Annotated in this window: 14 protein-coding genes; 12 read left to right on the top strand and 2 right to left on the bottom strand. The window is 69.5% G+C overall.

Annotated features, from left to right (window positions below; translation table 11 throughout):
- Window positions 1–51 precede the first annotated feature (51 nt).
- On the bottom strand, window positions 52–1,212 hold the full coding sequence (locus FHU35_RS04495; RefSeq protein ID WP_145737088.1) for an MFS transporter: 1,161 nt from the start codon (window positions 1,210–1,212) through the stop codon (window positions 52–54).
- 135 nt (window positions 1,213–1,347) lie between these two features.
- On the opposite strand from FHU35_RS04495, the gene FHU35_RS04490 reads away from it, so the two are divergent.
- Window positions 1,348–2,370, top strand: a complete 1,023-nt coding sequence (locus FHU35_RS04490) for a beta/alpha barrel domain-containing protein (protein WP_246110065.1) — start codon at window positions 1,348–1,350, stop codon at window positions 2,368–2,370.
- A 105-nt stretch (window positions 2,371–2,475) separates the two neighbouring features.
- On the top strand, window positions 2,476–3,555 hold the full coding sequence (locus FHU35_RS04485) for a glycoside hydrolase family 172 protein (protein ID WP_145737087.1): 1,080 nt from the start codon (window positions 2,476–2,478) through the stop codon (window positions 3,553–3,555).
- Window positions 3,556–3,724: 169 nt separating this feature from the next.
- Here the strand turns inward: FHU35_RS04485 and FHU35_RS04480 are convergent, their stop codons facing one another.
- Window positions 3,725–4,690 (bottom strand): MBL fold metallo-hydrolase, encoded by a 966-nt coding sequence (locus FHU35_RS04480; protein ID WP_145737086.1) that lies wholly within the window; start codon window positions 4,688–4,690, stop codon window positions 3,725–3,727.
- A 118-nt stretch (window positions 4,691–4,808) separates the two neighbouring features.
- On the opposite strand from FHU35_RS04480, the gene uvrC reads away from it, so the two are divergent.
- From uvrC to rraA, 10 genes are all read left to right on the top strand, one after another.
- A complete protein-coding gene (gene uvrC, locus FHU35_RS04475) occupies window positions 4,809–6,806 on the top strand; it encodes an excinuclease ABC subunit UvrC (RefSeq protein ID WP_145737085.1) in 1,998 nt (665 codons plus the stop codon).
- A complete protein-coding gene (rapZ, locus tag FHU35_RS04470; RefSeq protein WP_132622503.1) occupies window positions 6,799–7,677 on the top strand; it encodes an RNase adapter RapZ in 879 nt (292 codons plus the stop codon). The genes uvrC and rapZ overlap by 8 nt, the downstream gene beginning before the upstream one ends.
- On the top strand, window positions 7,674–8,657 hold the full coding sequence (locus FHU35_RS04465) for a gluconeogenesis factor YvcK family protein (RefSeq protein WP_246110064.1): 984 nt from the start codon (window positions 7,674–7,676) through the stop codon (window positions 8,655–8,657). The genes rapZ and FHU35_RS04465 overlap by 4 nt, the downstream gene beginning before the upstream one ends.
- Window positions 8,648–9,634: a DNA-binding protein WhiA gene (gene whiA, locus FHU35_RS04460; RefSeq protein ID WP_145737083.1), complete on the top strand. Its 987-nt coding sequence runs from the start codon at window positions 8,648–8,650 to the stop codon at window positions 9,632–9,634. Before FHU35_RS04465 ends, whiA begins: the two co-directional genes overlap by 10 nt.
- A gap of 292 nt (window positions 9,635–9,926) precedes the next feature.
- Window positions 9,927–10,937: a type I glyceraldehyde-3-phosphate dehydrogenase gene (gap, locus tag FHU35_RS04455; RefSeq protein ID WP_145737082.1), complete on the top strand. Its 1,011-nt coding sequence runs from the start codon at window positions 9,927–9,929 to the stop codon at window positions 10,935–10,937.
- Window positions 10,938–11,107: 170 nt separating this feature from the next.
- Complete coding sequence (locus FHU35_RS04450) at window positions 11,108–12,310, top strand: phosphoglycerate kinase (RefSeq protein WP_186459250.1); 1,203 nt, start codon at window positions 11,108–11,110, stop codon at window positions 12,308–12,310.
- Window positions 12,310–13,095: a triose-phosphate isomerase gene (gene tpiA, locus FHU35_RS04445; RefSeq protein ID WP_145737080.1), complete on the top strand. Its 786-nt coding sequence runs from the start codon at window positions 12,310–12,312 to the stop codon at window positions 13,093–13,095. Before FHU35_RS04450 ends, tpiA begins: the two co-directional genes overlap by 1 nt.
- A gap of 213 nt (window positions 13,096–13,308) precedes the next feature.
- Window positions 13,309–13,542 carry a preprotein translocase subunit SecG gene (secG, locus tag FHU35_RS04440; RefSeq protein ID WP_145737079.1) on the top strand — a complete coding sequence of 78 codons (234 nt, stop codon included), beginning with the start codon at window positions 13,309–13,311 and terminating at the stop codon, window positions 13,540–13,542.
- Between the two features lie 55 nt (window positions 13,543–13,597).
- A complete protein-coding gene (locus FHU35_RS04435) occupies window positions 13,598–13,942 on the top strand; it encodes an RNA polymerase-binding protein RbpA (protein WP_145737078.1) in 345 nt (114 codons plus the stop codon).
- Between the two features lie 390 nt (window positions 13,943–14,332).
- Window positions 14,333–14,806: a ribonuclease E activity regulator RraA gene (rraA, locus tag FHU35_RS04430; RefSeq protein ID WP_145737077.1), complete on the top strand. Its 474-nt coding sequence runs from the start codon at window positions 14,333–14,335 to the stop codon at window positions 14,804–14,806.
- Window positions 14,807–14,829 lie beyond the last annotated feature (23 nt).

Raw genomic sequence — 14,829 nt, 5'->3', positions numbered from 1 at the left:
GTCACACCCGACCCGGGTCGCACCCCACCCCCGGAACGCGGCGCCGCGAGGTCAGGGGCGGGGGCGGACCACCGGCGCCGCGAGGGCCACGACCAGGGCGAGGGCGGCCGGGATCGTGAGGGCCGTGGTGAGGTCGGTCCAGTGGGTGATCACGCCGATGAGGACCGGGCCGGCCAGGAGGCCGCCGTAGCCGAGGGTGCTCACCTGAGCGAGGTCGCGGCCCGCTCGGGCGGGGTCGCGGGTGCCCGCGGCGCTGAACACCTGCGGGATGATGCAGGACAGGCCGATCCCGAACAGCGCGAAGCCGACGATCGCCGCCACCGGGTGGTGCGCGAGCAGCCCGGCGCCCATGCCGATCCCGGCGATCAGGCCGCAGGTGCGGACCAGGGCGACCGGTCCGAAGCGGGCCACCAGGCGGTCGCCGAGGAAGCGGCAGACGGCCATCATCGTCGAGAACACCGCGTAGCCGATCGCCGCGACCGCCGGGCTCGTGCGCAGCTCGTCGTGCAGGTACAGCGGGGACCAGTCGGCCATCGAGCCCTCACCCAGCGAGCAGCTGAACGCCAGCACCCCCAGCAGCAGGATCGCGGGCGAGATGCCGCGTCCCCGGTTCTGCTCGGCCGCCTCCTGCGGCTCGGCGGGCAGCAACCGCCGCCGGGACGCCTCGACCAGCACCGCGAGCGCGACGGCCGCGAGCGTGAAGTGGACCGGCACCGGCACGTCGAGCTGCGCGGCCACCGCCCCGGCGCCGGAGCCCAACAGGCCGCCGATGCTGAACAGCGCGTGGAACGTGATCACGATGGGCCGCGAGTAGTGCCGCTGGACCTGCATCGAGTGGGCGTTCATCGCCACGTCGACGACGCCGTGCCCGGCGCCGAACAGCACCAGGCCCCCCACCAGCACCGGGAGTGAACCCGCGTAACCGGGCAGCAGCAGTCCCGCTGCCATCACCAGCCCGCCCGGCCCCAGCACGCGGGCGCTGCCGAAGCGGTCCGCGAGGTGCCCGACGAACTGCATCGCCAGCACCGAACCCACCGCGATCGCGAACAGCGCGACCGTCATCTGGCCGTCGTCGAGCTCCAGATCTCGCTTGATCGCGGGGATCCGCGCGGTCCAGGTCCCCAAGGCCGCGCCGGTGGCCACGAAGTAGCCGATCACTCCCCAGCGTGCGCGACGTGCGGAAACCGTTGGAGCTTCGGTGGTTTCAGACAAGAGCGCTCACACCACCCATGGAAGCGGTTCGGTGTTCGAAACGCAACGATTCGGGCGAGGAGTGTGGGCGAGCCCGCATGGGCGCGGTGCCCGTCGTGGGGGACAATGGCGGGTGGTCGTCGGTAGGAGGAGATCGTGAGCGTGGCCCAGGAGCGCAACCTTCGGTTGGTCCGAGACGAGAGCGCCGAGCCCGGCGTCCGCCTCGGTGACATCAGGCTTCGCAACCGCCTGGTCACCTCGTCGAGCCTGTTGGGCTACGGCGTGGCCAACGCCAAGGTCATGGCCTACGGCATGAGCCCCATCTCGAACTTCGTCCCGCTGGAGCGCTTCGGCGCCGTCACCACCCGCACGGTCACCGTCGAGCCGCGCGAAGGCCACTTCACCACCAAGGACGACTGGGAGCTGCGCGAGCTGCCCGGTCTGCTCAAGCGCTACGGGCAGGCGCTGCGCCAGGTCGACGGGGGCTGGCTCAACGCCTTCGGCTGGTGCAACGTCGGCATCGACGCCTACCTGCGCGACTACTACCCGCGCACCCGGGCGCAGAACACGATCATGTCCGTCGGCGGGTTCTCCGTCGAGGAGTTCGTGACGCTCGTCGACAAGGTCAACGCCGCCGTCCCGGTCGGCGACATCGCGGCGCTGGAGTTCAACGTCTCCTGCCACAACGTGAACTTCGACTTCAACCAGATCATCGAATCGGTGCTCGCCGAAGCCGTGCCGCGCAGCAACCACCCGGTGATCCTCAAGCTCTCGCCCGACTACGACTACATCGGGCACGCCCGGCTCGCCGCGAAGCACGGCGTGTCCGCGCTGACCGCGATCAACACCGTCAAGGGCCTGCGGCTGGACCCCGAGACCGGGACACCGCTGCTGAAGAACGGTTTCGGCGGTCTCTCCGGACGCGCGATCAAGCCGATCGGGCTGCGCGTGATCAAGGAGCTGCGCGACGCCGACGTGACGCTGCCGATCATCGCCACCGGCGGCATCCGCAGCTTCGACGACTGCCGCGAGTACTTCTGGGCCGGTGCCGACGCCGTCAGTCTCGGCAGCGCCAGCTGGTTCGCCAGCTACCCCGGCTACGCCCTCTCGCCGATCTACGGCGCCCGCATCCGGAAACTGTTGCAGCGCATCGAGAACTACACGCCCCCGACGCGCTGACGACCAACCCCCCCGGGGGCTGGGTGATTCGCGTCCGGTGACACCGCCCGAGATGGTAGACAGTGATCAAGGACACTGCCGTCTGCCGACTGGGGAGGCAACACCATGGCCGGTTATGGGGATTTCGGAAGCAGTCTGAGGGATCTGCCGCGGCTGCGCGCCACGCGCAGCGGTCGCGTGTCGAGCTGGGACACCTCCGGGGGCAACACCGACAACGTGCGCGTCATGCCGGGGGAGACCCGGATGCTGGCCGACATCACCGGACCTGGGGTGATCACCCACATCTGGTGCACGGTCGCGCTCGACCACGTCGGTGAGGCCGTCGAGCTCGAAGGCGACTACCTGCGCCGGCTCGTCCTGCGCATCACCTGGGACGACCAGCCGCACGCGGCCGTCCTGGTGCCGCTCGGCGACTTCTTCGGCGTCGGGCACGGCCGCAGCGTGAACTTCAGCTCCGCGCCGCTGCAGATGAGCCCGCAGGACGGCAAGGGCTTCAACTGCTGGTTCGCGATGCCCTTCGCCGGACGCGCCCGCGTCGAGCTGATCAGCGAGATGAGCGTCAAGCCCGTGACGTTCTACTTCTACGTCGACTACGAGAGCTACCCCGAACCCGATCCGGAACTGGCCTACTTCCACGCGCAGTGGCGGCGGCAGAACCCCACCGACGGCGTCCCGCAGGGCGACCAGACCAACGAGGAGTTCCTCTTCGGCGGCCACAACACCGACGGCGCGGGCAACTTCGTGATGCTGGAGGCCGAAGGGCGCGGGCATTACGTCGGAACCGTCCTCAACGTGCACAACCTGCGCGAGACCACCGCCTGGAACTGGTACGGCGAGGGCGACGACATGTTCTTCATCGACGGAGAACCCTGGCCGCCGCGGTTGCACGGCACCGGTACCGAGGACTACTTCAACACCGCGTGGTGCCCGAACCAGGAGTACCACGCGCCGTACCACGGGATCACCATGGCGGGTGGCGAGAACTGGAGCGGGCAGGTGTCCTACTACCGCTTCCACGTCGAGGACCCGATCGTCTTCGACCGCTCCATCAAGGCGACCATCGAGCACGGTCACGCCAACAAGCGCTCCGACGACGTGTCCTCCACGGCCTACTGGTACCAGACCCTCCCGGCCCTGCCGGTGACCTTGGCCCCGGTGGACGAACGCCTCCCACGCCCGCTGTGAACGGCTCCTGACCAGGTGCGCCTCGTTCGGGAGCCGTGCGGGGGCTGAGGCCGGTGTCCGGTCGCTGGGCAGTTGTGGTCCGAACCGTCCATGATCGACGTTCGACATGTCGGGTCAATTCAGACCAGAACTGCCCAGGGCCCTCGTTCTTCGGGCATCGCGGCGGGGCTCACACGTGGGTCGGCAGGGGGCCGCCGTGGTAGGTGACGGCGTCGCCGAACGCTTCGGCGAGGTCCATGTCGCGTTCGTCGGCCTCGGCGTAGGCGCGGTGGAGGTTGAGCACGATGCGCTCGGCGTCCGGCCAGTTCGCGAATTCGCCGAGGTCGCAGCGCTTCGCGGCCTCCAGCGGGCTGAGGTCGTCGGTGCGGCCCTTGCGGGCGGTGTCCAGGACGAATCGGTAGTAGCGCGCGTGGTCCTCCAGGACGCGGGGGAGCGCGGTGCCCGGCAACGTCGAGCCGTGGCCCGGAACCACCGCTGTGGGGCGGAATCCCGCCAACCACTCCAAGGACTTCAGCGCGCCCTCGACCGATCCCATGAACACCAGCGGCGTCACGCCGTGGAACAGCAGATCCCCGCTGAACAGCACCGACGAATCGGGCACCCACGCGACCACGTCACCCGGTGTGTGGGCGGCGAAGCCCGGGTGGTGCAGCTCGACGGCCCGGTCGCCCACGTGCAGCGTCAGCGAGTCCCGCAGCACCACCGACGGTGCTCGGTGCTCGGTGATCTCCCACTGCGGCGAGGGTTCCCAGACCGGCGGGGTCTCGTGCAGGATCGTGTCGGCGAGGATGCCGTCGCGGGTCGCGGAATGCCCCACGACCGCGGTGGAATCCGGCAGCAGCGCGTTGCCGTAGGTGTGGTCGCCGTGCAGGTGGGTGTTGACCGCGAAGCGGATCGGCGCGTCCCCGCCCTGCGCGCGCACCGCGTCCAGGAAGCGGCGGGTGCGCACCGCGGTCGCGCAGGTGTCGACCAGCACGATCCCGTCGTCGGAGAAGACCGCGCCCGCGTTGTTGATCCACCACGAACCGTCCGGCTGCACCCAGGCGTGCACACCTGGTCCGACCTCGCAGAGCGAGGCGCGCTCGGGGGCGGATCGGTCGGGGGCTCGGTCGGGACTGGTGTTGGCGTAGCTCAAGGTGACCTCCCGGCGGCGCGTGCGAAGATCGTGGACCACCCAGTGTGCCCTGATCCGAACCCGGTGTGGTGACCGGCCGCCGACGAGTCCCGTCGGGGATCGCACGTAGGCTGGTGGCGTGGCCGACCCGTCCACCTACCGACCAGCACCAGGCACGATCCCGGACGCCCCGGGCGTGTACCGCTTCCACGACGCCACCGGGCGCGTGATCTACGTCGGCAAGGCGAAGAGCTTGCGCAGCAGGCTTTCCTCGTACTTCGCCGACCTCGCCGGGCTGCATCCGCGCACCCGGCAGATGGTCACCACCGCCACCGGCGTGCAGTGGACCGTGGTGGGCACCGAGGTCGAAGCCCTGCAGCTGGAGTACTCCTGGATCAAGGAGTACGACCCCAAGTTCAACGTCCGCTACCGCGACGACAAGTCCTACCCGGTGCTGGCGGTGACGCTGCACGAGGAGTACCCGCGGCTGCACGTCTACCGCGGTCCGCGCAAGCGCGGCGTGCGCTACTTCGGTCCCTACGCCCACGCGTGGGCCATCCGCGAGACGCTGGACATGCTGCTGCGGGTGTTCCCGGCGCGCACCTGCTCGGCCGGGGTGTTCAAGCGGCACTCGCAGATCGGCCGCCCCTGCCTGCTCGGCTACATCGGCAAGTGCTCGGCGCCCTGCGTGGGCCGGGTCAGCGCCGACGAGCACCGCGGCATCGTCGAGGACTTCTGCGACTTCCTGGCAGGTCAGACCGACCAGCTGATGCGCAGGCTCGACAAGCAGATGCAGGCCGCCTCCGCGGAGCTGGAGTTCGAACGCGCCGCCCGGCTGCGCGACGACCTCGAAGCGCTGCGCCGCGCGATGGAGAAGCAGGCGGTGGTGCTCGGCGACGGCACGGATGCCGACGTCGTGGCCTTCGCCCAGGACGAACTCGCCGCGGCCGTGCAGGTCTTCCACATCCGCGGCGGCCGGGTCCGCGGCCAGCGCGGCTGGGTGATCGACAAGGTCGAGACCTCGGGCGACGAGACCAAGGACACCTCGGAGCTGACCTCCCAGTTCCTCACGCAGTTCTACGGGGAGCAGGCCGCCCTGGCCGACCAGGCCGACTCGGGCGGCAGCCCGGTACCCCGCGAGGTGCTGGTGCCCGAACTGCCCGAGGACTCCGAGACCATCGCCGGCTGGCTCGGCGAGCTGCGCGGCACCCGCGTCAGCCTGCGCGTTCCGCAGCGCGGTGATAAGCGTTCGCTGATGGAGACCGTGGAGCGGAACGCCAAGGAGGCGTTCCAGCAGTACAAGCTGCGCCGCGCCGGCGATCTCACCGCGCGCTCGGCGGCGCTGCAGGAGCTGCAGGAAGCGCTCGCGCTGGACACCGCTCCGCTGCGCATCGAGTGCATCGACGTCAGCCACGTGCAGGGCAGCGACGTGGTGGCCTCGCTGGTGGTCTTCGAGGACGGCGTGCCGCGCAAGTCCGAGTACCGCCGCTTCGAGGTCCGGGAAGGTGCCGAGGGAGGCGACGTCGGCTCGATCGACGAGGTCGTGCGCCGCCGGTTCGCCCGCTACCTCAGCGAGACCGCGAAGGAAGTCCCGCAGGAGACCCCGGACGGCGAGGCCACCGGAGCCGATCCCGCGATCGACCCGGACACCGGGCGTCCCAAGAGGTTCGCCTACCCGCCGAACCTGCTGGTCATCGACGGTGGCGGGCCGCAGGCCAACGCCGCGGCCGACGCGCTGACCGAGATGGGCATCACCGACGTCGCGGTGATCGGCCTGGCCAAGCGCCTCGAAGAGGTGTGGCTGCCCGCCGACCCCGATCCGGTGATCTTGGCGCGCACCAGCGAGGCGCTCTACCTGCTGCAGCGGGTGCGGGACGAGGCGCACCGCTTCGCCATCAGCTACCACCGGGCCAAGCGGAGCAAGCGGATGACCGGATCCACATTGGACTCGATCCCGGGTCTGGGTGAGACTCGTCGCGCAGCGCTGCTCAAGCACTTCGGCTCGGTGAAGAAACTTCGCCAGGCCACCGTCGACGACATCGTGGCGGTACCTGGGATCGGTCGCAGCACCGCGGAGACCGTGCACGCGGCGTTGGCCGACGGGACAGCTGGAAAGCAAGGGGAGCAAAGTGAGTGACGAGCATTCGGGCATCGAGGTCGCGGTCGTCAGCGGCCTGTCCGGAGCGGGCCGCAGCACCGCGGCCAAGTGCCTGGAGGACCTCGGCTGGTTCGTGGTGGACAACCTGCCGCCGGAGCTGATCGCCACCATGGTCGAGCTGGGGGCCCGCTCGAGCGGCCAGATCACCCGCGTCGCGGTGGTGATGGACGTGCGCAGCCGCGCCTTCACCGAGGACCTCGGCTCGGTGATCAAGGACCTCGACGCCCGCGGCTACAAGCCGAAGGTGCTGTTCCTGGAGGCCACCGACGAGGTGCTGATCCGGCGCTTCGAGCAGGTCCGGCGCGGCCACCCGATGCAGGCGGACGGACGGCTGGCCGACGGCATCGCCGCCGAGCGCTCGCTGCTGTCCCGGCTGCGCTCGGAAGCCGACCTGGTGCTCGACACCACCGGCCTGTCCGTGCACCAGCTGCGCAGCAAGATCGAGGACGCCTTCGGCACCGAGGCCAGCACCCGCACGCGGGTGACCGTGCTGTCCTTCGGCTACAAGTACGGGCTGCCGATGGACGCCGACCTGGTGATGGACTGCCGTTTCCTGCCCAACCCCTTCTGGATCCCCGAGCTGCGCGAGTTCAACGGCCTCGACGACGAGGTCCGCAACTACGTGCTCGGCCAGGAAGGCGCCGAGGAGTTCATGGACAGCTACCAGCAGCTGCTGCGGCTGGTCGGCGCCGGCTACCACCGCGAGGGCAAGCGCTACCTGACGCTGGCGCTGGGATGCACGGGCGGCAAGCACCGCAGCGTCGCGCTGGTCGAGGAACTGGCGCGCAGGCTCGCCGAGGACGACGGGATGATGGTCAAGACGGTCCACCGGGACCTGGGGCGCGAGTGACGGGCGAGCGGGAGGACCGGCAGCTCCGCGCGGTCGCCCTGGGCGGTGGGCACGGGCTGCAGGCATCGCTGGCGGCGCTGCGCCGGATCACCTCCGACGTGACGGCCGTGGTGACGGTCGCCGACGACGGCGGGTCCTCGGGGCGGCTGCGCCGCGAACTCGGCCTGCTGCCGCCCGGCGACCTCCGCAAGGCGCTCGCGGCGCTGGCCGACGACGGCGAGCAGGAGCAGCTGTGGGCGCAGGTGTTCCAGCACCGCTTCGGCGGTTCGGGCGCGCTGGCCGGGCACGCGGTCGGCAACCTGCTGCTGGCCGGGCTGCTGGAAGTCCTGGAGGACCCGGTCGAGGTCCTCGACCACGCGTGCGAGCTGCTCGGGATCCGCGGACGGGTGCTGCCGATGTCGACGCGACCGCTGGACATGATCGGTGACGTCGTCGGACTCGACTCCGATCCGGAGGCCGTGCGCACCATTCGAGGGCAGGTAGCACTAGCGAGTACACCCGGTCGGGTGAAACAAGTGCGATTGCACGCGAACGGGGACGACTCGCCGACGGCGTGCCCGCAAGCCGTTGAGGCGGTCGCGGGTGCCGATCTGGTGCTGCTCGGACCCGGCTCCTGGTTCACCAGCGTTCTGCCACATCTGCTGGTCCCGGAGCTGCACGAGGCTCTGGTGACCACTTCGGCGCGCCGGTTCGTGGTGCTCAACCTCATCCCTCAGCCGGGTGAGACGGCGGGCTTCTCGCCCGAACAACACCTCGACGTACTCTCGCAACACGCGCCCCGGCTGAAGGTCGACGCCGTGCTCGCCGATGCGGATTCCGTGCCCACCCCGGACCGGTTGCGCTCGGCGGCCTCGGACCTGGGCGCCTGGACCTTGCTGGACAAGATCGCCGCGCCCGCCGTGCCGGGACGGCACGACCCGCAGGCGCTCGCGGCGAGCCTGCGGGCCGCACTGGAGAGGAGGACGGACCAGTGGCGATGACCGCGGCGGTCAAGGACGAGTTGAGCCGGTTGTCGGTGAGCAAGACGTGCTGCCGACGGGCGGAGGTCTCGTCGTTGCTGCGTTTCGCCGGCGGACTGCACATCGTCGCCGGACGGGTGGTGGTCGAGGCCGAACTCGACAGCGGATCCACCGCGCGCAGGCTCCGCAAGGAGATCCACGAGCTGTTCGGGCACCACTCCGACGTGCACGTGATCACCTCCGGCGGACTGCGCAAGGGCACCCGCTACGTGGTGCGCGTGGTCAAGGACGGTGAAGGGCTCGCCCGGCAGACCGGGCTGCTCGACCCGCGCGGCCGACCCGTGCGCGGCCTTCCCGCCCACGTGGTCTCCGGCGGCTCCTGCGACTCCGAAGCGGCCTGGCGCGGTGCCTTCCTCGCGCACGGCTCGCTGACCGAACCGGGCCGGTCCTCCTCCCTGGAGGTCACCTGCCCCGGACCGGAAGCAGCGCTCGCGCTCGTCGGCTCCGCCCGGCGGATCGGCGTGTCGGCCAAGTCGCGCGAGGTGCGCGGCGCCGACCGCGTCGTGGTCCGCGACGGCGACGCCATCGGCGCCCTGCTGACCCGGCTCGGCGCGCACTCCAGCGTGCTGTCCTGGGAGGAGCGGCGGATGCGGCGCGAGGTGCGCGCCACCGCCAACCGGCTGGCCAACTTCGACGACGCGAACCTGCGCCGGTCGGCCCGCGCCGCCGTCGCCTCGGCCGCGCGCGTCGAACGCGCGCTGGACCTGCTCGGCCCGAACGCCCCCGACCACCTCACGGTCGCGGGCAGGCTGCGCTTGGCCCACCGCCAGGCGTCGCTGGAAGAGCTCGGACAGCTCGCCGACCCGCCGATGACCAAGGACGCGGTCGCCGGTCGTATAAGGCGGTTGCTGGCCATGGCCGACAAGCGCGCCCGCGATCTGGGCGTGCCGGACACGGAATCAGCAGTAACAGCGGAAATGCTCGAAGCCGAGGCTTGATCCTCGTCCCCGACGTGCTGCGGGGAAACGGGCCTGCCGCTCCCGCCGAACCGGTGCAGAGATTCCGATCACCGGTGGCGCTTTTCCGTCAGCGCTCCCTCGGGGCTTCTGAACTGCAAAGATGCCCTCCACTAGGCGTTCGGCGGGTATCCTCGGGGTGGCTCACCCGAACAGGCGGTGGGAGCTCGCGCCCGCCCACGTGCGGGGGCTCCCGAGGCAGATAGGGTGAGCCCGAGACCATCAACTCACCCGCCGAGGTCATCGGCAGGGTCAGTCACGAGGAGAGATCGGCGTGACCGTTCGCGTAGGCATCAACGGCTTCGGTCGGATCGGGCGGAACTTCTGGCGTGCGGCGGCCGCCAGCGATCACGACATCGAGATCGTGGCCGCCAACGACCTGGGCGACGTCGCGACCATGGCGCACCTGCTCAAGTACGACACCATCCTCGGTCGTCTCGACCAGGAGGTGAAGGTCACCGGTGAGGGCATCGAGGTGGGCGGCAAGCTCATCAAGATCCTCGCCGAGCGCGACCCGGGCAAGCTGCCGTGGGGCGACCTGGGCGTGGACGTCGTCGTCGAGTCCACCGGCTTCTTCACCAAGGCCGAGGACGCGCGCAAGCACGTCGACGAGGGTGGCGCCAAGAAGGTCATCGTCTCCGCGCCGGCCAAGGGCGAGGACCTGACCGTGGTGCTGGGCGCCAACGACGAGAAGTACGACGGCACGCAGACCGTCATCTCCAACGCCTCCTGCACCACCAACTGCCTCGCGCCGATGGTGAAGGTCCTCAACGACACCTTCGGCATCGAGCAGGGCCTGATGACCACGGTGCACGCCTACACCGCGGACCAGAACCTGCAGGACGGCCCGCACTCGGACCTGCGCCGCGCCCGCGCCGCCGGCGTCAACGTGGTGCCGACCGGCACCGGTGCGGCCAAGGCCATCGGCCTGGTCATCCCGGAGCTCAACGGCAAGCTCGACGGCTACGCGATGCGCGTGCCGGTGCCGACCGGTTCGGTCACCGACCTGACCGCCACCGTGCAGAAGGACGCCACCGTCGAGTCGGTCAACGAGGCCTTCAAGGCCGCCGCTGCCGAGGGCCGCTTCAAGGGCATCCTCAAGTACAACGAGGACCCGATCGTCTCCAGCGACATCGTCACCGACCCGCACTCGACGATCTTCGACGCGCCGCTGACCAAGGTCATCGGCAACCAGGTCAAGATCGTCGGCTGGTACGACAACGAGTGGGGCTACTCCAACCGCCTCGCCGACCTCACCGCCCTGGTCGGCTCGAAGCTCTCTTGATCTTGATTCCCACTCGTCCTGCTCAGCGGCGCGGGTAGCGGAACCTCAGACCCGCGGCGGTGCCGGCTGCGAGGGTGGGAAGAGCCAAGACCGAAGGAAGAGACCCGCATGAGCCGCAGCGTTTTCGCTCGGCTCGTGCGGGTCTTCCCGTCTCACGTAGGAGTTTGAGCGTGAAGAACCTCGACGATCTGCTTTCTGAGGGCGTGCGCGGTCGTCGCGTGCTGGTGCGCGCCGACCTCAACGTGCCGCTGGACGGCGACACGATCACCGACGACGGGCGGGTGCGCGCCTCGCTGCCGACCGTCGCCAAGCTCACCGCCGCCGGTGCGCAGGTCGTGCTGACCGCGCACCTCGGCCGTCCGAAGGGCGAGCCCGACCCGCAGTTCTCACTGGCTCCCGTCGCGCGTCGCCTCGGTGAACTGCTGGGATCCGAGGTCGCGCTGGCCGGCGACCTGGTCGGCGAGTCCGCCAAGGCCACGGTCAACGGGCTCATCGACGGCGGCGTGGCGCTGCTGGAGAACGTGCGCTTCGACAGCCGCGAGACCAGCAAGGACGACGCCGAGCGCGAGTCGCTGGCCGCAGACCTGGCCGCGCTCGTCGGTGAAGGCGCCGCCTTCGTCTCCGACGGCTTCGGCGTCGTGCACCGCAAGCAGGCGTCGGTCTACGACGTCGCCAAGAAGCTGCCCGCCTACGCAGGCGGTCTCGTGCTCGCCGAGGTGGAGGTCCTGCGGACCCTCACCGGCGACGCCAAGCGCCCCTACGCCGTGGTGCTCGGCGGCTCCAAGGTCTCCGACAAGCTCGGCGTGATCAAGGCGCTGCTGCCCAAGGTCGACAAGCTGCTCATCGGCGGCGGCATGGCCTACACGTTCCTGGCCGCTCAGGGCCACGGCGTGGGCTCCTCGCTGCTGCAGGAAGACCAGATCGCCAACACGAAGGCGCTGCTGGCCGACAACGCCGACAAGATCGTGCTGCCGGTCGACGTCGTGGTCGCCGACCGCTTCGCGGCCGACGCCGAGAGCAAGACCGTCAACGCCGACGCCATCGAGGACGGCTGGATGGGCCTGGACATCGGCCCGCGCAGCACCGAGCTGTTCGCCGAGGTGCTCCGCGGAGCGGGAACCGTGTTCTGGAACGGCCCGGCCGGCGTGTTCGAGTTCCCGGCCTTCGCCGAGGGAACCCGGGGCATCGCCCAGTCCATCGTCGACTCCGAGTCCTTCAGCGTCGTCGGCGGCGGTGACTCCGCCGCGGCAGTGCGCACCCTGGGTCTCCCGGAGGACGGCTTCTCGCACATCTCCACCGGCGGCGGTGCGTCGCTGGAGTACCTGGAGGGCAAGCAGCTCCCAGGTGTTCAGGTCCTGGAAGGTGACGCCTGATGGCTCGTCAGCCCCTCATCGCCGGCAACTGGAAGATGAACCTCAACCACCTCGAGGCCATCGCCCTGGTGCAGAAGCTCGCCTTCGCGCTGCCGGAGAAGTACTTCGCCAAGGTCGAGGTGGCGGTCATCCCGCCGTTCACCGACATCCGCAGCGTCCAGACGCTGATCGACGGCGACAAGCTGCTCATCAAGCACGGCGCGCAGGACGTCTCCGAGCACGAGTCCGGTGCCTACACCGGTGACGTCTCCGCTCCGATGCTCGCCAAGCTGGGCTGCAGCTACGTGGTGGTCGGCCACTCCGAGCGCCGCGAGTACCACGCCGAGAGCGACGAGCTGATCAACAAGAAGGTCCGCCAGGTCCTCAAGAACGAGATGACGCCGATCCTGTGCGTCGGCGAGGCCCTCGACGTGCGCGAGGCCGGTGACCACGTGGGGCACTGCACCGCGCAGCTGATCAACGCGCTCAAGGGCCTCAAGGCCGACCAGGTCCGCCAGGTCGTGGTGGCCTACGAGCCGGTGTGGGCCATCGGCACCGGCAAGGTCGCCACCGCCGCCGACGCCCAGGAGGTGTGCGGTGCGCTGCGCGAGGCGCTCAACGACAAGTACGGCAAGGAGATCTCCGACGAGATCCGCGTGCTCTACGGGGGCTCGGTGAAGTCCAGCAACATCGGCGAGCTGGTCGGTCAGTCCGACGTCGACGGTGCGCTGGTCGGCGGCGCCAGCCTCAACGGCGACGAGTTCGCCAAGCTCTCAGCCATGGCCGCGGGTGGCCCGCTCCCGTGATCTGCGCGAGAGGGCGTCGCCGGTCTCCGCCGGTGGCGTCCTCTCATCGTTTCGGGTGAATTCCGCTTCAGGATTTCCGGTGTCCGGTTGTCGCCCGCCGAAGAATCCGAGGTCGCCGTGTGGGATCCTCGGTGCGGAAGTGGGTGGACTGGTCAACTGGGGGTTGGCGGGCCGGTACTCTAGGTTGCGAACCGCTGTGCGAACGAGGACGATATGACTCTTTTCCTGCAGATCATGTTGATCGTGACGAGTGTCCTGCTGGTGCTGCTCATCCTGCTGCACCGGGCCAAGGGGGGCGGACTCTCCTCGCTGTTCGGCGGCGGTATGCAGTCAAACCTGGCCGGCTCCAGCGTGGCGGAGAAGAACCTCGACCGCATGACGTTGTTCGTCATGGCGCTGTGGGTCATCTCCATCATCGGCGTCGGCCTGTTGATCAAGATCGGTTGATCGGCCGGCCGACGGACGGTCGAGAAACCCCGGGCCGCTTGGTGGGTGAGGATTCATGACTGGCGGTAATGCCATTCGGGGCACTCGTGTGGGCTCGGGCCCCACGGTAGGCGAGTCTGAGCGGGGGGAAGCCGCTCCGCGCAAGCGGATCGACTACTGGTGCGCCAACGCGCACCACAGCAGGCCGTCGTTCGCGCTCGACGCCGAAGTCCCGGAGCAGTGGGACTGCCCGCGCTGCGGCCTGCCCGCAGGCCGGGACGAGCAGAACCCTCCGGCGGCGAAGCGCAACGAGCCGTACAAGAGCCACCTCGCGTACGTGAAGGAGCGTCGCAGCGACGAGGACGGGATGCGGATCCTGGACGAGGCGCTCGCGAAGCTCCGGGAGCGCAAGGGGCGGTAGTCCAAGGTTGAATTTGAAGGCCGGGCTCGGGATTGTGTTCCCGAGCCCGGCCCTCGTTTTGTGCGGGTGCTCTCGCAAAATCAACTACTCAGTGGTTCCTCTGCTTGGCGGTGCCAGAAGCGGAACCTCAGACGCCTTCTGGGTCCGGTATCCGAGGCTTATGTATGCCAATACACGACACGTCGGCTGTCCTCCCCAGAAGGCGTCTGAGAACCCGCGGCGGTGCGGGTTGCTTGGTGGGGGTGGTGAGAAAGCGACTTCGTCGCTTGCCTGACGTTGGTTGGTTGGGTTGGGTTGTTCGGGGTTGGGTTGGGTTGGGGTTGTTTTGGCTCGTGTTGTTACTGGCGGGTAGGGTTCTTGTGGTCTTTGAGCTCTTCTTGGGAGGCATTCATGGGTTTGGCGACGGCTGATCTGGCGGACCGGGAGGGCCCGGAGGTGCGCAGCTGCGACGTCCAGTTCCGCAACTACGGCGGGGTCCTGGCCTTCGAGGGCCGCATCCGCACGGTCACCTGCTTCCAGGACAACGCCCTGCTGAAGAAGACGCTCTCCGAGCCCGGTGACGGAGCCGTGCTGGTCATCGACGGGTCGGGCTCGGTCCACACCGCTCTGGTCGGCGACCTCATCGCCGAGCTCGGCCGTTCCCACGGCTGGAGCGGGATCATCGTCAACGGCGCGATCCGCGACTCCGCGGTCATCGGCGGCATGCAGTTCGGCGTCAAGGCGCTGGGCACCAACCCGCGCAAGTCCACCAAGACCGGTGAGGGCGTCCTCGACGAGGTCGTCGAGCTCGGCGGCGTGACGTTCGTGCCCGGCGAGTACGTCTACGCCGACAGCGACGGCGTGGTGGTCGTCACCGAACCCTGATCGTCTCCTCGACGTAGGGTGCT

The organism is Saccharopolyspora dendranthemae (assembly GCF_007829955.1).
GTDB lineage: Bacteria > Actinomycetota > Actinomycetes > Mycobacteriales > Pseudonocardiaceae > Saccharopolyspora > Saccharopolyspora dendranthemae.
The sequence above is the reverse complement of the archived record's forward strand: the minus strand, read 5'-3'. Positions and strand labels throughout refer to the sequence as shown.